At 70.9% G+C, this 26,083-nt stretch carries 26 protein-coding genes; 7 read left to right on the top strand and 19 right to left on the bottom strand.

Annotated features, from left to right (window positions below; genetic code table 11):
- Positions 1–2 precede the first annotated feature (2 nt).
- Positions 3–1,352 (top strand): two-component system sensor histidine kinase CseC, encoded by a 1,350-nt coding sequence (gene cseC / locus ACIBK5_RS30635; RefSeq protein ID WP_399024521.1) that lies wholly within the window; start codon positions 3–5, stop codon positions 1,350–1,352.
- Here the strand turns inward: cseC and ACIBK5_RS30640 are convergent.
- The 4 genes from ACIBK5_RS30640 to ACIBK5_RS30655 all read right to left on the bottom strand — a co-directional run bounded on the left by ACIBK5_RS30640 (position 1,328) and on the right by ACIBK5_RS30655 (position 5,028).
- Entirely contained in the window at positions 1,328–1,453 is a 126-nt protein-coding gene (locus ACIBK5_RS30640) for a hypothetical protein (RefSeq protein ID WP_399024523.1), read from the bottom strand. The genes cseC and ACIBK5_RS30640 overlap by 25 nt on opposite strands.
- A 65-nt stretch (positions 1,454–1,518) precedes the next feature.
- The gene (locus tag ACIBK5_RS30645) at positions 1,519–2,742 is read right to left on the bottom strand and encodes an RNA-guided endonuclease InsQ/TnpB family protein (RefSeq protein ID WP_399024525.1); all 1,224 of its coding nucleotides are present in this window, start codon (positions 2,740–2,742) and stop codon (positions 1,519–1,521) included.
- Positions 2,743–2,894: 152 nt separating this feature from the next.
- Entirely contained in the window at positions 2,895–3,296 is a 402-nt protein-coding gene (locus ACIBK5_RS30650) for a helix-turn-helix transcriptional regulator (protein WP_399024527.1), read from the bottom strand.
- A 136-nt stretch (positions 3,297–3,432) separates the two neighbouring features.
- The gene (locus tag ACIBK5_RS30655) at positions 3,433–5,028 is read right to left on the bottom strand and encodes an MDR family MFS transporter (RefSeq protein WP_399024529.1); all 1,596 of its coding nucleotides are present in this window, start codon (positions 5,026–5,028) and stop codon (positions 3,433–3,435) included.
- 138 nt (positions 5,029–5,166) lie between these two features.
- On the opposite strand from ACIBK5_RS30655, the gene ACIBK5_RS30660 reads away from it, so the two are divergent.
- Complete coding sequence (locus ACIBK5_RS30660; RefSeq protein WP_399024531.1) at positions 5,167–5,763, top strand: TetR/AcrR family transcriptional regulator; 597 nt, start codon at positions 5,167–5,169, stop codon at positions 5,761–5,763.
- Between the two features lie 26 nt (positions 5,764–5,789).
- On the opposite strand, the gene ACIBK5_RS30665 is transcribed toward ACIBK5_RS30660, so the two are convergent.
- A complete protein-coding gene (locus tag ACIBK5_RS30665; RefSeq protein ID WP_399024533.1) occupies positions 5,790–6,503 on the bottom strand; it encodes a M23 family metallopeptidase in 714 nt (237 codons plus the stop codon).
- Positions 6,504–6,941: 438 nt separating this feature from the next.
- On the opposite strand from ACIBK5_RS30665, the gene ACIBK5_RS30670 reads away from it, so the two are divergent.
- Positions 6,942–7,583, top strand: a complete 642-nt coding sequence (locus tag ACIBK5_RS30670) for an HAD family acid phosphatase (RefSeq protein ID WP_399024535.1) — start codon at positions 6,942–6,944, stop codon at positions 7,581–7,583.
- 81 nt (positions 7,584–7,664) lie between these two features.
- On the opposite strand, the gene ACIBK5_RS30675 is transcribed toward ACIBK5_RS30670, so the two are convergent.
- Positions 7,665–10,190 (bottom strand): ATP-dependent Clp protease ATP-binding subunit, encoded by a 2,526-nt coding sequence (locus ACIBK5_RS30675; protein WP_399024537.1) that lies wholly within the window; start codon positions 10,188–10,190, stop codon positions 7,665–7,667.
- Positions 10,191–10,620: 430 nt separating this feature from the next.
- Here ACIBK5_RS30675 and ACIBK5_RS30680 point away from each other — a divergent pair, with 430 nt between their 5' ends.
- Complete coding sequence (locus tag ACIBK5_RS30680; protein WP_399024538.1) at positions 10,621–11,514, top strand: SCO3374 family protein; 894 nt, start codon at positions 10,621–10,623, stop codon at positions 11,512–11,514.
- Between the two features lie 9 nt (positions 11,515–11,523).
- Here the strand turns inward: ACIBK5_RS30680 and ACIBK5_RS30685 are convergent, their stop codons facing one another.
- The 10 genes from ACIBK5_RS30685 to ACIBK5_RS30730 all read right to left on the bottom strand — a co-directional run bounded on the left by ACIBK5_RS30685 (position 11,524) and on the right by ACIBK5_RS30730 (position 19,910).
- Positions 11,524–11,859 (bottom strand): Lsr2 family protein, encoded by a 336-nt coding sequence (locus ACIBK5_RS30685; RefSeq protein ID WP_184594809.1) that lies wholly within the window; start codon positions 11,857–11,859, stop codon positions 11,524–11,526.
- 223 nt (positions 11,860–12,082) lie between these two features.
- Positions 12,083–12,616: an amino-acid N-acetyltransferase gene (locus tag ACIBK5_RS30690; RefSeq protein WP_399024540.1), complete on the bottom strand. Its 534-nt coding sequence runs from the start codon at positions 12,614–12,616 to the stop codon at positions 12,083–12,085.
- 9 nt (positions 12,617–12,625) lie between these two features.
- Complete coding sequence (locus tag ACIBK5_RS30695; protein ID WP_399024894.1) at positions 12,626–13,135, bottom strand: BlaI/MecI/CopY family transcriptional regulator; 510 nt, start codon at positions 13,133–13,135, stop codon at positions 12,626–12,628.
- 188 nt (positions 13,136–13,323) lie between these two features.
- Positions 13,324–13,506: a hypothetical protein gene (locus ACIBK5_RS30700; RefSeq protein ID WP_399024542.1), complete on the bottom strand. Its 183-nt coding sequence runs from the start codon at positions 13,504–13,506 to the stop codon at positions 13,324–13,326.
- An 18-nt stretch (positions 13,507–13,524) separates the two neighbouring features.
- A complete protein-coding gene (locus ACIBK5_RS30705) occupies positions 13,525–14,253 on the bottom strand; it encodes a hypothetical protein (RefSeq protein WP_399024897.1) in 729 nt (242 codons plus the stop codon).
- A 222-nt stretch (positions 14,254–14,475) separates the two neighbouring features.
- The gene (locus ACIBK5_RS30710; RefSeq protein ID WP_382490849.1) at positions 14,476–15,273 is read right to left on the bottom strand and encodes a type III pantothenate kinase; all 798 of its coding nucleotides are present in this window, start codon (positions 15,271–15,273) and stop codon (positions 14,476–14,478) included.
- Positions 15,274–15,287: 14 nt separating this feature from the next.
- A complete protein-coding gene (gene nadC, locus ACIBK5_RS30715; RefSeq protein WP_399024544.1) occupies positions 15,288–16,262 on the bottom strand; it encodes a carboxylating nicotinate-nucleotide diphosphorylase in 975 nt (324 codons plus the stop codon).
- Positions 16,263–16,267: 5 nt separating this feature from the next.
- Positions 16,268–17,977 (bottom strand): L-aspartate oxidase, encoded by a 1,710-nt coding sequence (locus tag ACIBK5_RS30720; protein WP_399024546.1) that lies wholly within the window; start codon positions 17,975–17,977, stop codon positions 16,268–16,270.
- A complete protein-coding gene (panC, locus tag ACIBK5_RS30725) occupies positions 17,974–18,975 on the bottom strand; it encodes a pantoate--beta-alanine ligase (RefSeq protein WP_399024548.1) in 1,002 nt (333 codons plus the stop codon). Before panC ends, ACIBK5_RS30720 begins: the two co-directional genes overlap by 4 nt.
- Positions 18,972–19,910 carry a Rossmann-like and DUF2520 domain-containing protein gene (locus ACIBK5_RS30730; protein WP_399024549.1) on the bottom strand — a complete coding sequence of 313 codons (939 nt, stop codon included), beginning with the start codon at positions 19,908–19,910 and terminating at the stop codon, positions 18,972–18,974. Before ACIBK5_RS30730 ends, panC begins: the two co-directional genes overlap by 4 nt.
- A 220-nt stretch (positions 19,911–20,130) precedes the next feature.
- Here ACIBK5_RS30730 and ACIBK5_RS30735 point away from each other — a divergent pair, with 220 nt between their 5' ends.
- Positions 20,131–21,303, top strand: coding sequence for a threonine aldolase family protein (locus ACIBK5_RS30735; protein WP_399024551.1), 1,173 nt, complete (start codon positions 20,131–20,133; stop codon positions 21,301–21,303).
- A 68-nt stretch (positions 21,304–21,371) separates the two neighbouring features.
- On the opposite strand, the gene ACIBK5_RS30740 is transcribed toward ACIBK5_RS30735, so the two are convergent.
- On the bottom strand, positions 21,372–21,593 hold the full coding sequence (locus ACIBK5_RS30740) for a hypothetical protein (protein WP_399024553.1): 222 nt from the start codon (positions 21,591–21,593) through the stop codon (positions 21,372–21,374).
- 158 nt (positions 21,594–21,751) lie between these two features.
- On the opposite strand from ACIBK5_RS30740, the gene ACIBK5_RS30745 reads away from it, so the two are divergent.
- Complete coding sequence (locus ACIBK5_RS30745) at positions 21,752–22,861, top strand: DUF5937 family protein (RefSeq protein WP_399024555.1); 1,110 nt, start codon at positions 21,752–21,754, stop codon at positions 22,859–22,861.
- A 156-nt stretch (positions 22,862–23,017) separates the two neighbouring features.
- On the opposite strand, the gene ACIBK5_RS30750 is transcribed toward ACIBK5_RS30745, so the two are convergent.
- Both ACIBK5_RS30750 and ACIBK5_RS30755 read right to left on the bottom strand, forming a co-directional pair.
- Positions 23,018–23,689, bottom strand: a complete 672-nt coding sequence (locus ACIBK5_RS30750; protein WP_193483021.1) for a response regulator transcription factor — start codon at positions 23,687–23,689, stop codon at positions 23,018–23,020.
- Positions 23,690–23,757: 68 nt separating this feature from the next.
- The gene (locus ACIBK5_RS30755) at positions 23,758–24,945 is read right to left on the bottom strand and encodes a sensor histidine kinase (protein WP_399024557.1); all 1,188 of its coding nucleotides are present in this window, start codon (positions 24,943–24,945) and stop codon (positions 23,758–23,760) included.
- A 118-nt stretch (positions 24,946–25,063) separates the two neighbouring features.
- Here ACIBK5_RS30755 and ACIBK5_RS30760 point away from each other — a divergent pair, with 118 nt between their 5' ends.
- Complete coding sequence (locus tag ACIBK5_RS30760; RefSeq protein WP_399024559.1) at positions 25,064–26,074, top strand: SAM-dependent methyltransferase; 1,011 nt, start codon at positions 25,064–25,066, stop codon at positions 26,072–26,074.
- Positions 26,075–26,083: the final 9 nt, after the last annotated feature.

Genomic DNA, 26,083 nt, shown 5'->3' on the forward strand with positions numbered 1-26,083 from the left:
TTATGAGGGGGCATTTCCGGCGCCTGGTCGCCTCGGGCGTGGAACACGCGGGGATCCGTACGGGCCTCAGATGGAAGCTGAGCGCAGCCATCGCGCTGGTCGGCGCGCTGGTGGCGATCGCGCTGAGCCTGGTCGTGCACAACGCCGCGCGGGTCTCGATGCTGGACAACGCGCGCGATCTCGCCGACGAGCGCATCATGATCGCCCAGCGCAACTTCGAGCTGTCCGGGCGGATGAACTTCCCCAACACCAAGATCGACGACCCGGATCTGCCGGCGGCCCTGCGGGACCGGGTCGAGGCGGGCCAGCGGGCGACCTATGTGGCGGACCGGCCGGGTGGCTCGCCGGACATATGGGCCGCCGTGCCGCTGAAGAACGGGCATGTGATGTCCCTGCACTCGGGCTTCACGGACCGCAGCTCGGACATCCTCCAGGACCTCGACCAGGCCCTGCTCATCGGGTCCATCGCGGTCGTCCTCGGCGGCAGCGCGCTCGGTGTGCTCATCGGCGGGCATCTGTCGCGGCGGCTGCGCAAGGCGTCCGTCGCGGCCCACCAGCTCGCGGGCGGCGAGACGGACGTACGGGTGCGAGACGCCATGGGCGGGGTCGTCCGGGACGAGACCGACGACCTGGCGAGCGCGGTGGACGCCATGGCGGACACCCTGCGGCAGCGCATAGAGGCGGAGCGCCGGGTCACCGCCGACATCGCGCACGAGCTGCGCACTCCGGTGACCGGGCTGCTGACCGCGGCCGAGCTGCTGCCGCCGGGCCGCCCGACCGAGCTGGTGCTGGACCGGGCGAAGGCCATGCGCACGCTCGTGGAGGACGTGCTGGAGGTGGCCCGGCTGGACGGGGCCTCGGAGCGGGCGGAGCTGCAGGACATCATGCTGGGCGAGTTCGTCGCCCGGCGGGTGACGGCCAAGGACCCGGCCATCGAGGTGCGTGTCGTGCACGAGTCGGAGGTCACGACCGACCCGCGCCGTCTGGAGCGGGTCCTGTTCAATCTCCTGGCCAACGCGGCCCGGCACGGCAAGCCGCCCATCGAGGTCACCGTCGAGGGCCGGGTCATCCGGGTCCGCGACCACGGCCCGGGCTTCCCCGAGGACCTGCTCGCCGAGGGGCCGAGCCGCTTCCGCACCGGCAGCAAGGACCGGGCCGGTCACGGCCACGGCCTGGGCCTGACCATCGCGGCCGGACAGGCCCGGGTGCTGGGCGCCCGGCTGACCTTCCGCAACGTCCGCACGCCCGGGACGCCGGAGCACCTGCCGGCCGAGGGTGCCGTGGCCGTGTTGTGGCTGCCGGAGCACGCGCCGACGAACACGGGGAGCTATCCGATGCTGCCGGGGTCGTAGTCGTAGGGCCGGTTCTCGCGGACCGGCTTTTCGCGGATCAGCAGGACCAGTCCTGGTCCATGTCCGGGCGCCGAGCGGAAGCCGAAGCCAGCCCAGAGCATGGCTTGACATGCTCCTCGCCCTGAAGGGCGAGGATTCTGGCCTTCTCGGCCGGATCCCTGTGCCGCTAGGCGACACGTGGTTCGGTCGAGAATCCGTGGCTTCCTGTTTCTTCACGCTGTGCCGGGATCGCTCCCGGTCTTACCGGCGCTCCGCAGGCCGATACCGCCAGTCCGGCGGCCGTCTTCACATTGATCGCGGCATTGGTGTCCCGGTCATGGACGGTGCCGCACGCGGCACAGGTCCACTCCCTCACATTCAGGGGTTTGGGCCCGTCCTTGACGCCGCAGGTCGAGCAGGTCTGGGAGGTCGGCTCGAACCGGCCGATCTTCACCAGGGTCCGGCCGTACCGGGCCGCTTTGTACTCCAGCATGCCGAGGAACGAGGACCACCCGGCGTCGTGCACGGACTTGGCCAGCCTGGTGCGGGCCAGTCCCGCCACCGACAGGTCCTCCACGGCGATCCCTTGGTTCTCGGAGATCAGCTTCGTGGAGAGCTGGTGGTGGAACTCACGGCGGGCGTCGGTGACCTTGGCGTGGGCGCGGGCGACCCTGAGACGGGCTTTTTCGCGGTTCTTCGAGCCTTTCTGTTTGCGGGACAGCTCTCGCTGGGCCTTCTTCAGCTTCTTTTCCGCGCGGCGCAGGAACCGAGGGGAGTCGATCTTCGTGCCGTCGGACAGGACCGCGAAGTGCGTCAGGCCGAGATCGATGCCGATCGTCTGGCCGGTTTCGGGCATCCGGGTCGCGTCGACGGCCGGGTCGGTGTCGATGACGAAGGAGGCGAAATACCGCCCCGCCGCATCCTTGATCACGGTGACCGAGGTGGGGGCAGTGGGCAGCGTGCGGGACCACTTCACCTTCACCGCACCGATCTTCGGCAGGCTCAGCCGGCCGCTGGCGGTGATGTTCCAGCGGGCGTTGGCGGTGAACCGGATCGACTGCCGGGCGTCTTTCCGAGACTTGAAGCGGGGCGGGCCAATTCTGGGGCCCTTGCGGGTGCCCGTGAGGGAGGCGAAGAAGTTGCGGTACGCGCTCTCGGCGTCCCGCAGGGACTGCTGCAGCACCACCGCGGACACCTCACCCAGCCAGGACCGCTCCACGCTCCGCTTGGCCTCGGTGATCAATCGCCTGGACAGCTCCCCGGCCGTCGGGAACGGCCGCCCGGCCTCACGGGCGTCCTCACGGGCGCGGACCGCGTCGTTGAACACAACACGGGCGCACCCGAACGCCCTCGCCAACGCCCTCTGCTGGCCAGTGTCCGGGTACAGGCGATAGCTGTACCTGAGCTGCATGACGATCACATTAGGGACGTCGCACAGGTGTCACCAGAGAGAACATACGGACGAATCATCACCCTGACTCCCCCACCTCACGCCGCCACCGCAGCGTCCAGCTCAGCCGGAACGACGCCGCGACGCCCCGCGCCGCGACGATCGGATTTGCTTCACCCCCGACCTGAAGGCCGGAGCCCTGCGAATGAATCCAGGTAGCAGCCGGGGATGAGGGCGGCTCCCCTGCCGACATGCTTGGTGCGGTACTCGCTGGGGGTGAGGCCGGTCCAGGTCTTGAAGCGGGCCGAGAACGTGCCGACGCTGCTGAAGCCGACCAGGTGGCAGATCTCTGTGACCGACAGGTTCGCCGTGCGCAGCAGGTCCTCGGCGCGTTCTATGCGGCGGTGGGTGAGGTACTGGCCGGGGGTCTCGCCGTAGGCCTCCTTGAAGGCGCGGATGAAGTGATACCGCGAGTACCCGGCGTGCGCGGCGACGGTGTCCAGGTCCAGCCCGGGGTCGGCCCAGTCCCGGTCCATGGCGTCCTTGGCGAGCCGCAGCTGCCGCGTCTTGTCCATGACGTCGATGGTGGCACGGGGGTCTGACAGCGGCACCGGCCTCGCTCCCCGGCAAGGCGAAGGCCCCGGGCGGGTGTGTGTCCCGTCCGGGGCCTTCGTCAGCAGCTGGTGCGGGTCGGAAGGGGCCGGAGAGCGGTCAGACCGCCTCGACGACCGGCGTCTGTGCGGCCGGGCCGTCGGCCTTGTCGTCGTCCGAGGTCTTCGGTCCCGCTCCCTTCAGCGGGACCTCCTTCACGAACAGCGCCGCGGCGAGCGCGACCACCGCCACCACGGCTCCGAGCAGGAACGCCGAGTGGATGCCGGCGGAGACCGCGTGCTGGTAGGCCTCGCGGGCCAGCGCCGGGAGCTTTTCCAGGCCCTTCGCGTCGAGCTGAGCCGACTGCTCGGTCACCTTGGAGCCCAGCGCGCCGGCCCGCTCGCTCATGACGTCCTGGACGCGGTTGTTGAACAGCGCGCCCATGATCGCGACGCCGAAGGAGGAGCCGAGGGTGCGGAAGAGCGTGGTGGACGAGGACGCGACGCCCATGTCCTTCATCTCGACGCTGTTCTGCGCGACCAGCATGGTGATCTGCATCAGACAGCCCATGCCGAGCCCGACCACGGCCATGAAGACGCCGGAGGTGAGGCGGGAGGTGCCCGTGTCCATCGTGGAGAGCAGATAGAGCCCGACGATCATCAGGGCGCTGCCGAGGACCGGGAAGACCTTGTACTTGCCGGTGTTCGTGGTGACGCGCCCCGCGACCATCGAGGTGACGAGCATCGCGCCGAGCATCGGCAGGAGCAGCAGCCCGGAGTTCGTCGCGGAAGCGCCCTGCACGGACTGCTGGTAGAGCGGCAGGAAGAGCGTGGCCCCGAACATCACGAAGCCGGTGATGAAGCCGATGACCGACATCAGCGTGAAGTTGCGGCTGCGGAAGATGTGCAGCGGCACGACCGGCTCGGCGGCCTTCGTCTGCCAGAACACGAACCCCACGAGCGACGCGACCCCGATGCCGATCAGCTCCATGATCCGCGCGGAGCTCCAGGCGTACTCCGTGCCGCCCCAGGTGGTGACGAGCACGATCGCGGTGATGCCGACGGTCAGCAGCGCGGCGCCCAGGTAGTCGATCCGCGCCTCGGACCGCTTCTTCGGCAGGTGCAGGACGACACTGACGGCGGCCAGCGCGACGACGCCGAGCGGCAGGTTGATGTAGAAGGCCCAGCGCCAGCCCCAGTTGTCGGTGATGGTGCCGCCGACCAGCGGGCCGCCGATCATCGCCAGCGCCATGACGCCGGCCATCATGCCCTGGTACTTGCCGCGCTCCCGGGGCGGGATCAGGTCCCCGATGATCGCCATGACGCCGACCATCAGACCGCCGGCGCCGAGGCCCTGGACGGCACGGAAGCCGATCAGCTCGCCCATGTTCTGGGCCATGCCGCTGAGCGCCGAGCCGATCAGGAAGATGACGATGGACGTCATGAACGTGCCCTTGCGGCCGTACATGTCGCCGAGCTTGCCCCACAGCGGGGTGGAGGCCGCGGTCGCGAGCGTGTAGGCGGTGACGACCCAGGAGAGGTGTTCGAGCCCGCCCAGCTCACCGACGATCGTCGGCATCGCCGTACCGATGATCATGTTGTCGAGCATCGCGAGCATCATCGCGATCATCAGCGCGAGCAGCACGACCCGTACGCTCTTCGGCTGTTTCCCCCCGCTGCCGGCGTCGACCGCCGGTGTGTCCGTCGTGTCCGCCATCGCTTCCCACTCCCCCAGCTACCGCTACTTGAGCTACCGCTACTTACTTGCCGACCGGCTAGTGACTACACTCGGAAGTTAGCCCCGTAACTAGCCGGGCGTCAAGTAAGTTTTATGGAAAGCGGGCGGCGTAGGAGGATGGGCGGCACCATGGACGGCACCAGGCAGCGGCGCCGCGGGAACACCCGCCAGCGCATCCAGGACGTGGCCCTCGGACTCTTCGCGGAGCAGGGCTACGAGAAGACGTCCCTGCGCGAGATCGCCGAGCGCCTGGACGTCACCAAGGCGGCGCTCTACTACCACTTCAAGACGAAGGAAGAGATCCTCGTCAGCATCTTCGAGGACCTCACCCAGCCGATCGAGGACCTGATCGAGTGGGGCGGGCGGCAGCCGCGGGGCCTCGCGACCAAGCAGGAGATCATCCGCCGCTACGCGGACACGCTCGCCCAGGCGGCGCCGCTGTTCCGCTTCATGCACGAGAACCAGGCGACGGTCCGGGAACTGCAGATCGGCGACTCCTTCAAGGCCCGCATCCACAGGCTGCGCGACATCATCGTCGACCCGGACGCGGACCTGGTCGACCAGGTCCGCTGCGCCAGCGCGCTCTTCACGCTGCACGCCGGGATGTTCCTGCTCCAGGACCTCGAAGGCGACCCCGAGGAGAAGGACAAGGCCGTCCTCGAGGTCGCCACCGAACTGGTGACCCGGGCCCACCGGGGAGCCGAGGGCCCCTAGGGGCCCTTATCGGGTCAGGAGGGTCGTCAGACCTTCACGCCCTTGGCGCGCAGGAACTTCACCGGGTCGACGGCCGACCCGTAGTTCGCGGTCGTACGGATCTCGAAGTGCAGGTGCGGACCGCTCGAGTTACCGGTGCTGCCGGACTTGGCGATCTCCTGGCCGGTCTTGACTATCTGGCCGACGTTCACGGTGACCTTCGACAGGTGGGCGTACTGGGAGTACGTGCCGTTGCCGTGCTTGATCACGACGGCGTTGCCGTAGGCGGGGCCGTCACCGGCGCCGTTGCCGCCGGCCTTGACCACGGTGCCGCCGTGCGCGGCGACGACCTGGGTGCCGCTCGGGACGGCGAAGTCCTGGCCACTGTGGGTGGACTGCCACATGCCGCCGTTCTGGGCGAAGCTCGCGGAGAGCTTGTACTTCTTCACCGGGTCGACCCAGGACGGCTTGGCCTTCTTGGCGGCGGCCTTCTTGGCAGCGGCCTTCTTCTCGGCCGCCTTCTTCGCGGCGGCGGCCTTGGCGGCCTTCTCGGCCTTCACGGCCTCGGCCTTGGCGTGCTTGGCCTGGGCGGCGGCCTGCGCCTGGACGGCACTGGCGGCGCCGGACGCGGACGTGGTGTCGGCGGCGGACGCGACCCCGGCTCCCAGTGCGACCGAGACGCCAAGGCCGGCGGCCAGCACGGTCGCACGGGTGCGGAGCTGGGACGTACGGGAAGAACGGGACGTGACGCGCTGGGACATCGAAACCTCGTGTGGAAGGGGACGGAGAAAACCACCCGGCGCACAGACGCTCGCCGAATGGCCATCCCTTGGTAACCCGAAGTCCGACAAACCCCAAAAAGCGTGATCTACGACTGAAGTTAGTAATTTGGTTCAGTGTTCTACGTCTCTTGACACAGCAGTCATACGGGACGAATCAGCGCACTGCACGCACTTTCCCCCACCCTGCGGGGCAAGGATCCCTTTCCTCCTGGTCCGTTAGCCACTATTCCACCTAGTAACGGACATATCGCCTGTGCGCCATGTCACCGGTGGCCCTCTTCGGTCATTCCGAAAATGTGGCGCACGCCTCTAGGCACCTACCGTCCGGTAACCCTACGGTTCCCCTCGCGCCACCCTCGCGCACGAACATGCACACGACATGTTGCAGCGTCATTGACGTGAGAGGACCCCCACGACATGCAGACCCGACGACCCTGGTTGCGCCGCGCATCGGTGACCGCCGTATCGGCGGCAGCCCTGGTGGCGATGGCCGCACCGGCCGACGCCACGACCCCCACCCGTGCCTCCACGGCCGCCACCGCCACCACCACCGCCGCCGCGGCGGACGTCGACTACAACACCTGGCAGAAGGACTGCCAGGCGGTGATGGCCCAGGCACTGCCCTATCTGAAGCAGCGGATCGCGGCCACGAAGCCGGGCGAGAAGCAGGCGATCGTCTTCGACATCGACAACACCACGCTGGAGACCGACTTCGGCTTCAGCTTCCCGCAGCCGGCCAACAAGCCGGTCCTGGAGGCCGCCAGATACGCGCAGGAGCACGGCGTCGCCCTGTTCTTCGTGACCGCCCGCCCGGACATCATCTACTCGGTCACCGAGTACAACCTGAAGCAGGCCGGCTACCAGGTCTCCGGCCTCTACGTCCGGAACTTCATCGACCTCTTCAAGAACGTCGCCGAGTACAAGACGGCCCAGCGCGTGAACGTCGAGAAGAAGGGCTACACGATCATCGCGAACATCGGCAACAGCGCCACCGATCTCTCGGGCGGCCATGCCGAGAAGACGTACAAGCTGCCGGATTACGACGGGCAGCTGTCGTAGGGCACGGCGCGTGCCCCGCCGCGGGCATGCGAAAAGGGCCGGTGCCTTTCAGCACCGGCCCTTTTCGTTCAGTCGTGACGCTTACGCGTCCTTGCTCAGATTCGGTCCGGTTCCACCGGCCGCCTGCTCGATCGGCGGGACGTCCGGCAGGGCCGCCTTCTCCTCGCCACGGAAGGTGAAGGTCTTGGAGTCGCCCTCGCCCTCCGTGTCGACGACCACGATGTGACCGGGGCGCAGCTCGCCGAAGAGGATCTTCTCCGACAGCGAGTCCTCGATCTCGCGCTGGATGGTGCGACGCAGCGGACGCGCACCCAGCACCGGGTCGTAGCCCTTCTGGGACAGCAGCTCCTTGGCGGACTGGGAGAGCTCGATGCCCATGTCCCGGTCCTTCAGGCGCTCGTCCACCTTGCCGATCATCAGGTCGACGATCTTGAGGATGTCGTCCTGGCTGAGCTGCGGGAAGACGACCACGTCGTCGACGCGGTTGAGGAACTCGGGCCGGAAGTGCTGCTTGAGCTCGTCCTGGACCTTGTTCTTCATGCGCTCGTAGTTGGACTTGGTGTCACCCGAGGCCGCGAAGCCCAGGTTGAAGCCCTTGGAGATGTCCCGGGTGCCGAGGTTGGTCGTCATGATGATGACCGTGTTCTTGAAGTCCACGACCCGGCCCTGGGAGTCGGTCAGGCGACCGTCCTCCAGGATCTGCAGCAGCGAGTTGAAGATGTCCGGGTGGGCCTTCTCGACCTCGTCGAAGAGGACGACGGAGAACGGCTTGCGGCGGACCTTCTCGGTCAGCTGGCCGCCCTCTTCGTAGCCCACGTAGCCGGGGGGCGAACCGAAGAGCCGCGACACCGTGTGCTTCTCGCTGAACTCCGACATGTCGAGGGAGATCAGCGCGTCCTCGTCGCCGAAGAGGAACTCGGCGAGCGCCTTGGACAGCTCGGTCTTACCGACACCGGACGGGCCGGCGAAGATGAACGAGCCACCGGGACGCTTCGGGTCCTTCAGACCGGCACGCGTACGGCGGATCGCCTTCGACAGCGCCTTGACGGCGTCGACCTGGCCGATGACCCGCTTGTGGAGCTCGTCCTCCATGCGCAGCAGACGCGAGGACTCCTCCTCGGTCAGCTTGAAGACCGGGATGCCGGTGGCGGTCGCGAGGACCTCGGCGATCAGCTCGCCGTCGACCTCGGCGACGACGTCCATGTCGCCGGCCTTCCACTCCTTCTCCCGCTTGGCCTTGGCGGCCAGGAGCTGCTTCTCCTTGTCGCGGAGGGAGGCGGCCTTCTCGAAGTCCTGCGAGTCGATCGCGGACTCCTTGTCCCGGCGGACACCGGCGATCTTCTCGTCGAACTCGCGCAGGTCCGGCGGCGCGGTCATCCGGCGGATGCGCATCCGGGAACCGGCCTCGTCGATCAGGTCGATCGCCTTGTCCGGCAGGAAGCGGTCCGAGATGTACCGGTCGGCCAGCGTGGCGGCCTGGACCAGCGCCTCGTCGGTGATGGAGACGCGGTGGTGGGCCTCGTACCGGTCACGGAGACCCTTGAGGATCTCGATCGTGTGCGGCAGGGACGGCTCCGCGACCTGGATGGGCTGGAAGCGGCGCTCGAGGGCCGCGTCCTTCTCCAGGTGCTTGCGGTACTCGTCCAGCGTGGTGGCGCCGATGGTCTGCAGCTCACCGCGGGCCAGCATCGGCTTCAGGATGGAAGCCGCGTCGATGGCGCCCTCGGCGGCACCCGCACCGACCAGCGTGTGGAGCTCGTCGATGAACAGGATGATGTCGCCGCGGGTGCGGATCTCCTTGAGCACCTTCTTCAGGCGCTCCTCGAAGTCACCGCGGTAGCGGGAGCCGGCGACCAGTGCGCCGAGGTCCAGGGTGTAGAGGTGCTTGTCCTTGAGGGTCTCGGGCACCTCGCCCTTGACGATGGCCTGAGCGAGGCCCTCGACGACGGCGGTCTTGCCGACGCCGGGCTCACCGATCAGGACCGGGTTGTTCTTCGTACGGCGGGACAGCACCTGCATGACCCGCTCGATCTCCTTCTCGCGCCCGATGACCGGGTCGAGCTTGGACTCACGAGCGGCCTGGGTGAGGTTCCGGCCGAACTGGTCGAGGACCAGGGACGTCGAGGGGGTGCCCTCGGCAGGCCCGCCGGCGGCGGCGGTCTCCTTGCCCTGGTAACCGGAGAGCAGCTGGATGACCTGCTGCCGCACCCGGTTGAGATCTGCGCCCAGCTTGACGAGGACCTGGGCGGCGACGCCCTCGCCCTCGCGGATCAGGCCGAGCAGGATGTGCTCCGTGCCGATGTAGTTGTGGCCCAGCTGAAGGGCCTCGCGGAGCGACAGCTCCAGGACCTTCTTGGCACGGGGGGTGAAGGGGATGTGGCCGGACGGGGCCTGCTGGCCCTGGCCGATGATCTCCTCCACCTGCTGGCGGACCGCCTCGAGCGAAATCCCGAGGCTCTCAAGGGCCTTGGCGGCGACACCTTCACCCTCGTGGATCAGGCCCAGGAGGATGTGCTCAGTGCCGATGTAGTTGTGGTTGAGCATCCGGGCTTCTTCCTGAGCCAGGACGACAACCCGCCGCGCGCGGTCGGTGAACCTCTCGAACATCGTTAATCGCTCCTCAGAGCGGTCAGGCAGTGGGGGGAACTTCCCCTCCCTGTCCTTCCGCAGCTTAGTCCCGCAAGCGGGGACCGCTCATTCCAACTGCCGACACCGTCGATGGCCTCCTGACCCCGAACGCCGACATCTGCTCCAACCCGATGGTGCGAGACGATGTTCCCGCAGGCCAGGCACTTACCCCCATCGCCAGTACGCCGATGGCGAACGTGAGACGGCCTTTCCTGCGTGTCGCCCCCTCCCACTAGGGATGTCTTACCCGTAGAGCCCGGATGTCCATGCCGGGTGCCCCGGTTCCCTCCGCTACGGGCGAACAACCTTGCGCCTCCCGGCAGCCCCCACACGCCCCCGTTTCGTCACTCTGTGCGGTCACGGCGGGACCCAGCGTAACTCGCACGTCCTTCCGGCGGTTGCACTTGGCATGTTCGGCGCCCCGCACCCCGTGACCGCGTCCGCGTCCGCGTCCCCGCTCGTCCCGCTCCCCCGCCGGCCGCTCGACGAGAGCTGTCAGGTCCGGCGGTGGTACGAGAGGGAGCTGGGCTGGCCGACGGTGCCCGGGGATCCTGTGCGGCTGGCGGTGGGCGCTCGCTTCGACGTCCTGGACGTGCCGGCCGAGGCGGGACACGCGGCCCTGTGGCGCCTGGGGCCGGGCTCTCCCGTGGCCGTACGGGGCGACCGCATGCTGCTGCTGGTGGCGGCGGGCAGCGCGGAGGAGTTGCCCGGGCTGCTGGAGTGGCTGGAGTGGGGGTCGCTGGCGCTCGACCTGGTCGCGATCGGCGCGGGCGGGTCCGTGGAGGCGCCGGTGCCGGCCGGGGTGCGCGGGGCAGGCGGAGCCAACGGGGTGCGCGGGGCGGGCGGAGCCGACGGGGTGCGCGGGGCGGGCGGAGCCGACGGGGTGCGCGGGGCAGGCAGGGTGTACGGGGCGGGTGGGGTGCCGCCGTGTGTGACGGATGCCTCGTCGCGCTGCGGGGTGGGCGGGCCGTCGCTGCCCGGCCAGCGGGCCTCGCCGGTGCCTCCTGGGGCGGCTGTGGCGCCGGCTCCCGACAGGGCTGTGCCGTCGCGTCCCGGGGCCGGGTCGTTCACCGGCCGGACGCTTCCCCCGGGGCCGGTCGGTTCCCAGGGGGCCGCCGTGTGGCTGCGGCCCCCCGAGCCGGGATGCGAGGTCGAGGCCTCGCTGCCGACGCTGTCGGCATTGGGGGGTGGTGGGGGCGCCCCCGATCTCGTACGGCTGGTGGACACGGTGGCCACGCACTGCCACCGGGTCCGGCTGCGGCGCGCGTGCGCCCAGCCGGCCTTGCGTGCGCAAGGTCAGTAGTGCCGCTGTTCAGCCGTTGGCCTTCTCGTAGGCCTCGCGGATGGTCGCGGGGACACGGCCGCGGTCGTTGACCTCGTAGCCGTTCTCCTTCGCCCAGGCGCGGATGGCCGCGGTGTCCTGGCTGCCGCTCGAAGCCGCGCGCGCCTTTCCGCGCCCGCCCGAAGCACGGCCTCCGGTACGACGACCGCCCTTCACGTAAGCCTCGAGAAGGCCACGGAGCTTGTCCGCATTGGCGGTGGTGAGATCGATCTCGTACGTCTTGCCGTCCAGCGCAAACGTCACGGTCTCGTCCGCCTCGCCACCGTCGAGGTCGTCGACAAGAAGGACCTGAACCTTCTGTGCCACCGGATTTCCTTTCATCGATATCTTCAGGGCCGGGGAGTGTGCCGGCGTCCGCCGTATCGCCGTCCCCTGTTATATGCAGTACTGCAGTACGTCGGAAAGCAAACCGCTTTTGCCGGAAAAACACAAACCCTCGGCAGAGACCGGGAGGCCTGGCTCCGTCCGGAAACGTGCGCGTTTCGGACATAGGGCACCGGGGCAGGTGTCGATCCCCAATCGCCGACGATCACAGATGCAGAAGCATCCGGCTGTTGCCCAAGGTGTTCGGTTTCACTCGTTCGAGACCGAGGAACTCCGCGACACCCTCGTCATAGGAACGCAGCAGCTCCGCGTAGACATCCGTGTCGACCGGCGTCTCGCCGATCTCCACGAAGCCGTGCTTGACGAAGAAGTCGACTTCGAAGGTCAGACAGAAAACGCGGCGAACGCCGAGCCAGCGGGCGGTGTGCAGCAACTTCTCCAGCAACTGGTGTCCGACGCCCGCGCCCTTCAGGCCGCGCTTCACCGCGAGAGTGCGGACTTCCGCGAGGTCTTCCCACATCACGTGCAGGGCGCCGCAGCCGACGACCTCCGCGTTGTCGTCCCGTTCCGCGACCCAGAACTCCTGGATGTCCTCGTAAAGCGTCACCGTTGCTTTGTCGAGCAGGATGCCGCCGCGGACGTAGGCGTCAAGGAGACTGCGCACCGCCGGGACATCGCTGGTGCGGGCCCGCCGGACGGTGATGGCTTTTGCGGTGGCTTCGGGGCTCTTCGCGGACATGGGCGGACGCTATCGCCCGCCGCGGTCCTGAGCGGAGGCGGGGTTCTCGGGAGTGCCTTCTCTCGGTTCTGCCGGTTGAGGCCGTTCTGCGGGTTGTGGCGGTTCTGCGCGTAGAGCCGGTTCAGCAGGTTGAGGCGGTTCAGTGGGGTGAGCCGGTTCGGTCGAATCAGACGCTTCGGTCGGTTCCAGGGTTTCCGGGACCTGGACGATGCGTACGGCATCGCGGAGAGCATGTCGCTGTTCCTCGCTCATCATGCCGAAGAAGGCGACGAGAGCGGCTGCGGGGTTGTCGCTCTGTGACCAGGCGTCGTTCATCAGGGCGGCGGCGTAGGCGGCGCGGGTGGAGACCGCCTCATATCGATAGGCGCGGCCTTCCGCCTCGCGGCGCACCCAGCCCTTCTGATGGAGATTGTCCAAAACGGTCATCACCGTGGTGTAGGCGATGGACCGCTCCTTCTGAAGATCTTCCAGGACTTCTCGAACGGTCACCGGGCGGTTCCACTTCCACACCCGCGACATGACCGCGTCTTCGAGTTCTCCCAATGGGCGAGGCACAGCTCAGAACAATAGTGGGAGATCTCGGTAATGGCGTGGCGGACGTGCGCTTCAGCGGCGAACAGGAACAAAAAGGGCGTACGACTCGAAGGTGCGGGCCTCGTGGCGGGCGGGCCTCGCCGAGTCGTACGCCGGGTGGGGTGAAGGTGCGGTCAGGCCTTCGGGGTGCTCACGGAGGACTGCTGGGCGCCCTCCACGCGCGCGAGGGCGGCGTCCACGGCCGCGTCCTCCTTGGCCTTGTTGGCGCCACCCTGTGTCTTCACGATCACCCGGATCACGCCGATGAAGAAGACGGCCATGACGACCGGGGGCAGAAGCGCGGAGACATAGTCCATGGATCCAGGGTAGCCACGTCAGCCCGCGGCGAGCTGCTGGGGGTTCGCGGGGGGCGGCGGGGTGGGCTTGCGGCGCGGGAAGACCTCGCCCGGGGTGGGGATCGGGCGACGGCTGGGCTTCGGGGTGCCCGGGGTGGGAGGTGAGGTCGGGGCCGGGGTGGGCTTGGGGGCGGGTTTCGGGGCCGGTGGCTTGCGTGCGGGCTTCTTCGCGGGGTCCTTTCCGGGGGTGTCCTTGGCGGAGTCCGCGGAGTCTCCGGGGGTGGAGAGGGCCGCGGAGAGGCCTCCGGGGAGGGCCAGGAGGCGGGTGCGGGCGGCGGGGACGGTGGGGGTGGGCGTGGCGGGGGTGACTCGGACGACCGGGCGGGGGGTCTGGGAGTGCCGCTGCGCGTGGGTGCGTACGCGCTGCTCGGCGAGCAGGCGGCAGCGGTCCAGGAGGGCGGCGGCGGTGGGGTTGCCGCGCAGGGCGCGGAGGGCCGTGAGGTCGTGCGGGTGGGGGCGGTATCCGGCGCCAAGGGCCTCGTCCAGGAGGGTGAGATAGCCGGCGGCGGTGCCGGGCAGGGCGGCGCGGTACCGGCCGAGATCGGCCACGAGGAAGGCGCGCAGCCTGACCCCCTCCCGCGTCGCCTCGTCGAGCGACTCTGCTAGGCGGAGGCAGTCCTGGACGTCGTCGGACGAGGCGGAGGTGGGGTGGAGGGCGAGGGCGAGAGCGCGGCGGAGCACACGCAGCTCCTCCACGCCGAACGCCATGCCGCCGCGGGATCCGTATGGCGTGGGCATGCTTGCGACGATACGCGCTAATCAGACAAATTACGCATAGGGGGTGGGTGTGTCTCGCCTTGCGGTGGGTGGGGGGCGTGGTCCCTCCCCCTAGCTGCGGGCATGCGTGCCGCTGGGGCGGCACGGGTGGGCGCGGCGGCACCTCGCTCCGCCGAGTTGCGCACCCACCCGGGCCCCAGCACCAGCGCCTGCTCACATACGCGACACGTTCCGCTCGTACACCAGTCGCAGGCCGATCAGGGTCAGCCATGGCTCGTGCTCGTCTATGACCGACGACTCGCCCAGGACCATCGGTGCGAGGCCGCCCGTCGCGATCACGGTGACGTCCTCCGGGTCCTCCGACAGCTCGCGGGCCATACGGTTGACGACGCCGTCGACCTGGCCGGCGAAGCCGTAGATGACGCCCGACTGCATCGCCTCGACCGTGTTCTTGCCGATGACGCTGCGGGGCCGGGCCACCTCGATCTTGCGGAGCTGGGCGCCGCGGACGCCGAGGGCCTCCACGGAGATCTCGATGCCGGGCGAGATGACCCCGCCGACGTACTCGCCGCGCGCGCTGATCGCGTCGAACGTCGTCGCCGTGCCGAAGTCGACGACGATGGCGGGACCGCCGTAGAGCTCGACCGCCGCCACCGCGTTGATGATGCGGTCGGCGCCGACCTCCTTGGGGTTGTCCATGAGGATCGGGACGCCGGTCTTGACGCCCGGTTCGACGAGGATGGCGGGCACGTCGCCGTAGTAGCGGCGGGTCACCTCGCGGAGCTCGTGCAGGACCGAGGGGACGGTCGCGCAGATGGCGATGCCGTCGATGCCGTCGCCCAGGTCGTCGCCGAGGAGCGGGTGCATGCCCATCAGGCCCTGGAGGAGGACGGCCAGTTCGTCGGCGGTGCGGCGCGCGTCCGTGGAGATGCGCCAGTGTTCGACGATGTCCTCGCCGTCGAACAGGCCGAGGACGGTGTGGGTGTTTCCTACGTCGATCGTCAGCAGCATGGCCCGTATCCGCCCTACTCCGCCGGGCGCAGGTCGAGGCCGATGTCCAGGATCGGCGAGGAGTGGGTGAGCGCTCCGACGGCCAGGTAGTCGACGCCGGTGTCCGCGTACGCCTTGGCGTTGTCGAGGGTCAGGCGGCCCGAGGCCTCCAGGGCGGCGCGGCCCTGGACAATGGCCACCGCCTCCTCGCATTCGCCCGGCGTGAAGTTGTCCAGGAGGATCAGGTCGGCGCCGGCGTCCAGGACCTCGCGGAGCTGGTGCAGGGTGTCGACCTCGACCTCGATGGGGAGGTCGGGGAAGCGGTCGCGGACCGCCTGGAAGGCCTGGGCGACGCCGCCCGCGGCGACCACGTGGTTGTCCTTGACCAGGGCCGCGTCCGAGAGGGACATACGGTGGTTGACGCCGCCGCCGCAGCGGACCGCGTACTTCTCGAGGCTGCGCAGTCCGGGGGTCGTCTTGCGGGTGTCGCGGACCTTGGCCTTGGTGCCGGCGAGGGTGTCCGCCCACGCGCGCGTGGCCGTGGCGATGCCCGACAGGCGGCACAGGATGTTCAGCGCGCTGCGTTCGGCCGTGAGGAGGTCGCGGGTGCGGGTGGTGACCGAGAGGAGCTTCTGGCCCGCCTCGACCTTGTCGCCGTCCTCCGCGTGGCGCTCGATCTCGAGTTCCTCCTCGCAGACGACCGAGATGACCGCTTCGGCGATGCGCAGGCCGGCCACGGTGCCCGCCTCGCGTGCGGTGAAGTCGGCGGTGGCCACGGCGTCCTCGGGGATCGTCGCGACCGTCGTCACGTCCACGCCGTTGGCCAGGTCCTCCTGGAGGGCCACGTTGGCGATGTCCTCGACCTCGACCGGGTCGAGGCCGGCGTCGGCCAGGAGCTGGGCGAGTGCGGGGTCCAGGCCGCACTCCAGGTACGCCTGCTCGTCCGCGCCGCAGGCACAGCCGTCGCCGCAGCCTCCGGACGAGGCGAGGGGAAGGTCGGGGGTGGTCACGTCGGTCACTGCTCCTGGGGGGCCTGGGTGGGGAGGGTCGTGGGGAAGTGTGTGGTGTCCGTGGTGTGCACGGCCAGCGAGCGGTCCGGGTTCAGGCGTACGACGATGTGGCGCCGCCAGCCGGTGTCGTCGCGCTCGGGGCGGTCCTCGCGCCAGTGGCAGCCCCGGGTCTCCTCGCGGAGCCGGGCCGCGGCGACCAGGACCCGGGCCACGCACAGGAGGTTGGTGGCCTCCCAGGTGTCGACGCCGGGCTCGGCGGTCTTGCCGTTCTCGGCGAGGGCGTCGCGGGCGTCGGTGTGCAGCCGCTGGAGCTGGTCGGCGGCCTTGGCCAGGGAACCGGCCGAGCGGAGCACGCCCGCGCCGTCGGACATGATCCGCTGGATCGTGAAGCGGGCCTCTGCGGTCTGCAGGGGATGCTCGGGGATCTCCGGGTGCGGGAGGGGTTTCGGCACGCGCGCGTGCAGGACGTTCGCCTCGATGTCGGCCGCGATGCGCTCGGCGTAGACCAGGCCTTCGAGGAGGGAGTTGGAGGCCAGGCGGTTGGCACCGTGCACGCCGGTGCAGGCGACCTCGCCGCACGCGTACAGCCCGGGGACGGTCGTACGGCCCCGGGAGTCGGTGCGGACGCCGCCGGAGGCGTAGTGGGCGGCCGGGGCGACCGGGATGGGGCCGGTGACCGGGTCGATGCCGTGGGCGCGGCAGGCGGCGAGGATCGTCGGGAAGCGGTGTTCCCACATCTCGGCGCCGAAGTGCCGGGCGTCGAGGAACATGTGCTCGGCGTCCTGCTCCTGCATGCGGCGCATGATGCCCTTGGCCACGATGTCCCGGGGGGCGAGTTCGGCGAGTTCGTGCCGGCCGAGCATGAAGCGCGTGCCGTCGGCGTCGACCAGGTGGGCGCCCTCGCCGCGGACCGCCTCGGAGACCAGGGGCTGCTGGCCCTCCGCGTCCGGGCCGAGGAAGAGGACCGTCGGGTGGAACTGGACGAACTCGAGGTCGCTGACCTCGGCGCCCGCGCGGAGCGCCAGGGCCACGCCGTCGCCCGTGGAGACGGAGGGGTTGGTGGTCGCCGAGAAGACCTGGCCCATGCCGCCGGTCGCCAGGACCACGGCGGGTGCGTGGACCGCGCCCACGCCGTCGTGCTGGCCCTCCCCCATGACGTGCAGGGTGACGCCCGCGGTGTGGCCCTCTGCGTCCGTGAGGAGGTCCAGGACGAGCGCGTTCTCGACCGTGCGCACGCCACGCGCGCGTACCGCGTCGACCAGGGCGCGGGAGATCTCGGCGCCGGTGGCGTCACCGCCCGCGTGGGCGATACGGCGGCGGTGGTGGCCGCCCTCGCGGGTGAGTTCGAGGCCGCCCTCGGACGACTCGTCGAACCGGGCGCCGGTCTCGATGAGACGGCGTACGGCGTCGGGGCCCTCGGTGACGAGGATGCGGACCGCTTCCTCGTCGCACAGTCCCGCGCCCGCGACCAGGGTGTCGTCGAGGTGCTGTTCGGGGGTGTCGCCCTCGCCGAGGGCCGCGGCGATACCGCCCTGGGCCCAGCGGGTGGAGCCGTCGTCGAGTCGGGCCTTGGTGACGACGACGGTCCGCAGGCCCGCGGCCTGGCAGCGCAGGGCCGCGGTCAGGCCGGCTACGCCGGAGCCGACGACGACCACGTCCGCGTCGATGGACCAGCCGGGCGCCGGCGCGTGCAGTCGTATGCCTGTGCTGGTCACGAGGCGGCTCCGAAGGTTCCGAAGGTGAGGGGGAGATTGTCGATCAGCCGGGTCGCCCCGACCCGGGCGGCCACGGCGAGGACCGCCTCGCCGGTGAAGTCGCGCTCGATCTCGGTGAAGTCGGCCGGGTCGACCAGCGCGAGGTAGTCCAGGGCGAGCGGCGGGTCGAGGCGGGCGGCCTCGTCGAGGACCTGGCGGGCGGCCGCGCGGACGGCCGCCGGGCCGCCCGGGACGGCCGTCGCCACGGCGTGCGCGTCGGCCGCCGCGCGGGACTCGCCGATGGCGCTGAGCGCCTCGGCACGCGCGCGTGTGGCGGGCACTTCACGGGCCCGGGCCCGCAGTGCCTCCTGCGCGGCATGCCGGTCCTGCCCTGCGAACAGGGCGCTGGACAGCGCGAGGGCGGTGCGCCGCTCGGCGGGCGAGAGGTAGCGGTTGCGGCTGGACAGGGCCAGGCCGTCGTCCTCGCGGACGGTGGGGACGCCGACGATCTCCACACCGAAGTTCAGATCCCGCACCATGCGGCGGATCAGGGCGAGCTGCTGGGCGTCCTTCTGGCCGTACAGGGCGACGTCGGGACGGGTCAGGTGCAGCAGCTTGGCGACGACCGTGAGCATGCCGTCGAAGTGGCCCGGGCGGGCGGAACCCTCCAGGCGCTCGCCCATGGGGCCCGCGGTGATGCGGACCTGGGGCTCGCCACCGGGGTACACCTCGTCCACGGCGGGGGCGAACACGACGTCCGCGCCGGACTCCTCGGCGAGCTTGAGGTCGGCGTCCAGGGTGCGCGGATAGCGGTCGAGGTCCTCGCCCTGGCCGAACTGCAGCGGGTTGACGAAGACGGTGACGACGACCTCGCCGTCCCGGCCCGCGATGCTTCGCGCGGCGCGGATCAGTGTGGCGTGGCCCTCGTGCAGAGCGCCCATGGTCATCACCACGGCGCGACGGCCCGCACGCACGCGTGCGTGCAGCTCGCCGGCGGTGCTCAGCAGGGTGGTGGTCATCGGGCGTCCCCTTCGGTGCCGTCGGTGCCGTCCGTCCCGTCGGCGAGTACCCCGAGGAGGTCCTCGGCGAGCTCCGGCTTCAGCAGGCCGTGGGCCAGGGCCCGGTCGGCGGTCGCGCGGGCCATCGCCAGATAGCCGGCGACGGTCCCCGGGGCGTGCCGCCGCAGCTCGGTGACGTGGGCCGCGACCGTGCCCGCGTCGCCGCGCGCGACCGGGCCGGTGAGGGCAGCGTCGCCGGAGCGCAGGGCGTTGTCCAGGGCCGCGCCGAGCAGCGGGCCGAGCATCCGGTCGGGGGCGGCGACCCCGGCCGCGCGCAGCAGCTCCAGGGACTGGGCGACCAGGGTGACCAGGTGGTTGGCGCCCAGGGCGAGTGCCGCGTGGTAGAGCGGCCGGTTCTCCTCGGCGATCCACTCGGGCTCGCCGCCCATCTCGATGACGAGGGCCTCGGCGGCCAGCCGCAGTTCCTCGGGCGCGGTGACGCCGAAGGAGCAGCCGGCCAGCCGCTGGACGTCCACGGGCGTGCCGGTGAAGGTCATCGCGGGGTGCAGGGCCAGCGGCAGGGCGCCCGCGCGCAGGGCGGGGTCGAGCACCTGGGCGCCGTAGCGCCCGGAGGTGTGGACGAGCAGCTGCCCCGGCCGTACGGACCCCGTGTCGGCGAGTCCGGCGACCAGCTCGGGCAGGGCGTCGTCCGGAACGGTCAGCAGGACCAGGTCGGACCGCTGGAGGACCTCGGCGGGCGGCAGCACGGGCACGTCGGGCAGCAGTTGCGCGGCACGGCGCCGGGAGGTCTCGGAGACCGCGGAGACGGCGACCGGGCGGTGCCCGGCGAGCTCCAGGGCGGCGGCCAGTGCGGGTCCCACGCGGCCGGCGCCGACGACGCCGACGGTGAGGCGCGCGGGGCGGTCCTTGGGGTCTGGCTGTGGGCTTGTGTTCACTCGACGGCGGCCTTCCCGTTCCAGTCCGCTCCGGGTACCGGACGATTTCTCGTCATGTTAACGCGATCGGTTCGAGGGGTGTTCGGTCGTCCACAGGGTGTGCGGAAAGCCATCCACAGGGTGTGGGGGAAACCGTCCACCGGGCGTGCGGGAAACCGTCCACCGGGCGTGCGGGAAATGCGGGTGCCCGCCCGTACGCGCGCGAGGCAGGATCCGGGGCATGACTGAGACGACGGAACAGCAGGACGAGGAGCAGCTGACGGGGCTCCGTGAGCGGCGGCTGGCCGCCCATCGCGGCGCACGGCGGGTGCTCGCGCGCTTCGCCTTCCACAAGACGCTCCGGGAGCGTCTGGCGGAGCTGGCCGGGGTGGGGGACCTGTACGACCTGGACGAGCTGTCCGACGCGTACGGCGACGGGGTCGTCGGGGCGCTGGAGGCGAAGGTCGCCGGGCTGCTCGGCACCGAGGCCGCCGCGTTCTTCCCGACGGGCACGATGGCCCAGCAGGTGGCCCTGCGCTGCTGGGCGGGCCGCACCGGCAACCCGACCGTCGCCCTGCACGCGCTCGGCCATCCCGAGGTGCACGAGCGGAACGCGTTCAGCGAGGTCGGCGGTCTGCGCCCGGTGCGTGTGACGGACGAGCCGCGGCTGCCCACCGCCGCCGAGGTGCGCGACTTCGAGGAGCCCTTCGGGGCGCTGATGCTGGAACTCCCCCTCAGGGAGGCCGGTTTCGTGCTGCCCTCCTGGGAGGAGCTCACGGAGGTGGTGGAGGCCGCTCGGGAGCGGGACGCCGTGGTGCACTTCGACGGGGCCCGGCTGTGGGAGTCCACGGTCCACCTCGGCCGGTCCGTGGAGGAGATCGCGGGCCTGGCGGACAGCGTCTACGTGTCGTTCTACAAGGCCCTGGAGGCGGTCGGAGGTGCGGCGCTCGCCGGTCCGAAGGAGTTGGTGGAGGAGGCGAAGACCTGGCGGCACCGGTACGGCGGGGAGGTCTTCCAGCAGTTCCCCACGGCTCTGTCGGCGCTGGCCGGACTGGAGCGGGAGCTGCCCCGGCTGCCGGAGTACGTCGCCCACGCGCGCGTGGTGGCGGCCGCCCTGCGCGAGGGGTTCGCGGCGGCCGGGCTGCCGTGGGCCCGCGTCTACCCGGAGGTGCCGCACACCCACGACTTCCAGGTCTGGCTGCCGTACGAGGCGGACGTGGTCGGGGAGGCGGCGGTCAGGACGGCCGAGGAGACGGGTGTCTTCCTGTTCGCCGCCGCCTGGGGCCGGGGCGGTCCGGGGCTGGCCCGCACGGAGGTGAGCGTGCGGGCCCCCGGGCTGGAGTGGACCGCCGAGGACGTGAAGACGGCGGTCACGGAGTTCGTCGCCCGGTTGCCCGGGGAGGGCGGCAGGTAGCCGGAATCGGGCAGCAGGCCGCCGGCCTCGCGCGGTGGCGGTCGGTCGGCGGCGTGCGGCCGGAGTGGTCAGCCGGTGAAGCGGCGGCGGGGGTGCAGCCACCGGCCCAGGGCGTACCGGATCCGCTGTCGGCCGCCGGCCGGGCGCCCGGCCAGGACCGCACGGAATCGGCGCTCGTCGCGCCACTCTCGGACGACCCGCCGGTCGTGGGTGCCCGGTGCGGGTGGGGTGGGCTCGCCGAGCTGCTGGGCGCGGTAGAGGTCGAGGAGGTGCTGCTGCGTGATGCTCATCGTGGATCGCCTCGGCTGGTCGGGTGATGGAGGTCCGAAGGCTCCGCGGCTGCCCCGGTGCTCCCACCCTGCGCCCGCGCCGGAGGCGAAGTCGCGTCGATTGACGACGCCCGTCAATCGACGGGGGCGTTGTCAGTGGCGGCGTGCACCATAAGGGCATGAGCGTGCACATCGACATCGCGGGGCTGCGGCCGGAGGGGATCGCCGTCGTGCCCTCACCCCTGGCCGAGCTCGGAATGGCGCTGCACGCGCTGTCCGAGCCGGGCCACCACCCGGGCCTCCAGGGCTGGGTGACGGGCGTGACCGCGCGGCTCGACCCGCATCTGGCCGACCGGATGTGCGAGGCCGACTTCCTGTGGCGGTCGACGTTCTCGGACCTGTTCATGCCCTTCGCCGGTGTCCCGGGCCGGAGCACACTCCCGGGCGGCACGCTCGCCGAGGAGCTGGACCTGCTCGACAAGCTGTCGGACGAGCAGTTCGTGGACGCGGCACTGGAGTTCACCTGTGCCCTCGGGTACGGCTCGTGCGGGCCCACCGCGCTGTCCGACCCCGAGGTGCGCCGCCGCGCCCTGGACCTGGCCGCCGCGCGCGGGCCCCAGCAAATGCGGTTCAGCCGGCGGTTGCTGGACGACCCGCCCTCGATCCGGGCCTGGCTGCGGCAGTTCCTCCAGGACTGCGACGAGGCGTTCTTCGCGGAGGCCTGGTCCCGGTTGCGCCATCAGCTCGCGGCGGACGCGCGGCTCAAGACGGACCTGTTCCGGCGCAAGGGCATGGCCGAGGCGCTGGCCGCGGTGTCCCCGGCGATCACACTCGACGAGGCCGCCGCCCGGATCACGGTCGACAAGCTGGGCGGCGACGACGGTACGTCCACCGGCGACGGCGGCCTGCTGCTCGTCCCGACGAGCCTGGGCTGGCCGCATCTGATGGTCCTGCACCGGTACGGCTGGCAGCCGGTGCTGCACTACCCGGTCGGCTCCCCCGAGCTCGCCGCCCCGCCGAACCTCGAACAGCTCGCCCTGCGCATGACCGCGCTGTCCCACCCCGTGCGGATGCGCATGTGCCGCAATCTGGCCCGCAGCGCGTACACCACGGGCGAGCTGGCGCAGGTGCACGGCATGACGGCCCCGGAGATATCCCGGCACCTGGCCGTGCTGAAGAAGGCGGGCCTGCTCACCACCCGCCGCCGCGGCCGCTACGTCCTGCACCAGCTGGACGTGACGGTGGTGGCCCGGCTCGGCAGCGAGTTCCTGGAGGGGATCCTCAGATAGGAGGCAAGCCTCGGACAGGGGGGAGCCTCGGACAGGAGGGGATCCTCGGACAGGAAGCAAGCCTCGGACAGTCAGACAGGAGGGGAACCTCAGACAGGAGGGGATCCTCAGCCGGCCGACGGGAGCCGGCCGGGAGCCGGACGGTCGCCGCCCTGCTCAGCCGTGCCCGCCGGCCCGTACCAGCCCGGTCTCGTAGGCCAGCACCACGACCTGCACCCGGTCCCTGAGGCCCAGCTTGGTCAGGATGCGGCCCACGTGCGTCTTCACGGTCGCCTCGGACAGCACGAGCCGGGCCGCGATCTCGCCGTTGGACAGGCCCTGCGCGACCAGCACCATGACCTCACGCTCGCGGCCCGTGAGCCGCTCCAGCTGCTCGTGCTGGGGCTGCTTCGCGGTGCCCGGCAGCATCGGTGCGAAGCGGTCCAGGAGCCGTCGGGTGGTGGAGGGCGCGACGACCGCGTCGCCGCTGTGCACGGCGCGGATCGCGGCGAGCAGCTCACCGGGCGGCACGTCCTTGAGCATGAAGCCGGAGGCGCCCGCCTTCAGCCCGGAGAAGGCGTACTCGTCGAGGTCGAAGGTGGTCAGGATGAGCACCTTCGGCGGGTCGGTGTCGGCGCAGATCCGGCGGGTCGTCTCCACGCCGTCCAGCTTCGGCATACGGACGTCCATCAGCACCACGTCGACCTCGGTCGAGCGCAGCACCTGGAGGGCCTCGACCCCGTCACCCGCCTCCGCCACGACCTCCATGTCCGGCTGGGCGGCGAGCACCATCCGGAACCCGGTGCGCAGCAGCACCTGGTCGTCGACGAGCATCACGCGGATCGTCATCGGGGCCTCTTCCAAGTCTCTTCTACAGTGGGAGCGTTACAGGTGTCAGCGCGGGGTGTGTGACCGCGTCAGGCGGGTTTGAGCGGCAGCAGCGCACTGATGCGGAATCCTCCGCCCGGGCGCGGTCCGGCGTCCAGGGTGCCGCCGACCATGCCGATCCGCTCGCGCATGCCGATGAGGCCGTGGCCCTGGCCGTCGAAACCGCCCTCCTCGTACAGCTCGTGCGGGGCGCCCTTGCCGTCGTCCTCGACGAGCAGGCCGAGGCCGTCGTCGAAGTACACCAGTCGCACGCTCGCGCCCGCCTTGGGCCCGCCGTGCTTACGGGTGTTGGTGAGCGCCTCCTGCACGATGCGGTACGCCGTGAGCTCGACGCCGCTGGGCAGCGGCCGGGGCGTGCCCTCGACCTTGAAGTCGACGGGCAGTCCGGAGGCGCGGCACTGCTCGACGAGGTCCTCGATCTGCTGGACGTCGGGCTGCGGCACGTACTCGCCGGCCTCCTGGTGCTCCCCGGTGCGCAGCACGCCGAGCAGGCGGCGCATCTCGGCGAGTGCCTGGCGGCCGGTGGAGGAGATGGTCTCCAGGGCCTTCTTGGCCTGGTCGGGAGCCGCGTCGAGGACGTAGGCGGCGCCGTCGGCCTGGACCACCATCACCGAGACGTTGTGCGCGACGACGTCGTGCAACTCGCGTGCGATCCGGGCGCGTTCGGCGGCGACGGCGACCTTGGACTGCGCCTCGCGCTCCTTCTCCAGGCGGGCGGCCCGCTCCTCCAGCTGTGCGAAGTAGGCGCGGCGGGTGCGGATGGAGTCGCCCAGCACCCAGGCGAGGGCGAAGGGCACGGCCATGAAGACCGTCAGAGCGATGTTGCCCGCGACGTTCGTCTGATCGCTGGGCCAGCGCAGCTGGGACACGGGGGCCGCGCACAGGCCCGCGCCCAGCGCGAAACGGGAGGCCCAGCGCGCGCCCTCCGCCGCGACGGTGTAGACGATCACCAGCAGGGCGAAGTCGGCCGGACCCCGCTCCACATCGGTGATCAGCTGGGCCACGCCGACCGCGGTCGCGAGCAGCAGCATCTTCTCCGGCAGGCGGCGGCGCAGCGCGACCACCAGGCACAGCAGCAGCGTGAGCGGAACGGCGACGGCCGGTGAGCCGTAGCCGTTCGCCGCTCCGCCGACCACGGAGATCCCGAGGAGGACCACGGCCCAGGAGCCGTCGACCCACATCGGGTGCCTGCGGAGGAAGTCATAGAGGCGCTGCACGTAACCCAGCGTAGGGAAGCGCGATAGGTGCAGGGGTCAACCGGAGGACCGATCCGTACCGGGCGCACGTACTCCGCAAGGTGGAGTTGCGTTCGTTGTGTGCGCCTAGCCTGGCCCCGTGACACCAGGGACGAGAGGCGAGGGGACCGAGGGTTCCGAGTGGCGTGGGTGGCGGGCCGCGGTGGAGGAGGCGCTGTACGGGCCGGCCGGCTTCTACCGGCGGGATGAGGGACCGGCCGGGCACTTCCGTACGTCCGTGCACGCGTCGTCGCTGTTCGCGGGGGCCGTGGCGCGGTTGCTGTGCCGGGTCGACGAGGCGCTGGGGCGGCCCGCGGTGCTGGACTTCGTCGACATGGCGGCCGGGCGGGGCGAGCTGGCCGGCGGGGTGCTCGCCGCGCTCCCGGCCGAGGTGGCGGCCCGCACCCGCGCGTACGCCGTGGAGATCGCCGGGCGGCCCACGGGACTCGATCACCGGATCGAGTGGCTGGCCGCGCCCCCGGAAAGGACGACGGGGCTGCTGTTCGCCAACGAGTGGCTGGACAACGTGCCGGTGGAGGTCGCGGAGGTGGACTCCGCGGGTACGGCCCGGCTGGTGCTGGTCCGGGAGGACGGGAGCGAGCGGCTCGGGGAGCCGGTCGGAGGGGATCAGGCGCGGTGGCTGGAGCGGTGGTGGCCGCTGGCCGGCGAGGCGGGGCTGCGGGCCGAGATCGGCCCGACCAGGGACGAGGCCTGGGCTTCGGCGGTCGCCACGCTCGACCGGGGGCTCGCCGTCGCCGTGGACTACGCGCACACGGCGGATGCGCGGCCGCCCTTCGGGACGCTCACCGGGTTCCGGGAGGGCCGCGAGACCACACCCGTACCGGACGGCTCCTGCGACATCACCGCCCATGTCGCGCTCGACGCGTGCGCGCTGCCCGGCGGGCGGCTCCTCCCCCAGCGTGAGGCGCTGCACGCCCTGGGCGTGACCGGCGCACGCCCCCCGCTCACGCTCGCGTCCACCGACCCGGGCGCCTACGTACGCGCCCTCGCGAGCGCCGGGGAGGCCGCCGAGCTCACGGCGGCGGGAGGTCTTGGCGACTTCGGGTGGCTGGTGCAGCCGGTGGACATCCCCGACGTGCTCTGCGGCTGAGGGCCTGCT

The sequence above is a fragment of the Streptomyces sp. NPDC050546 genome, from assembly GCF_044457425.1.
Lineage (GTDB): Bacteria > Actinomycetota > Actinomycetes > Streptomycetales > Streptomycetaceae > Streptomyces.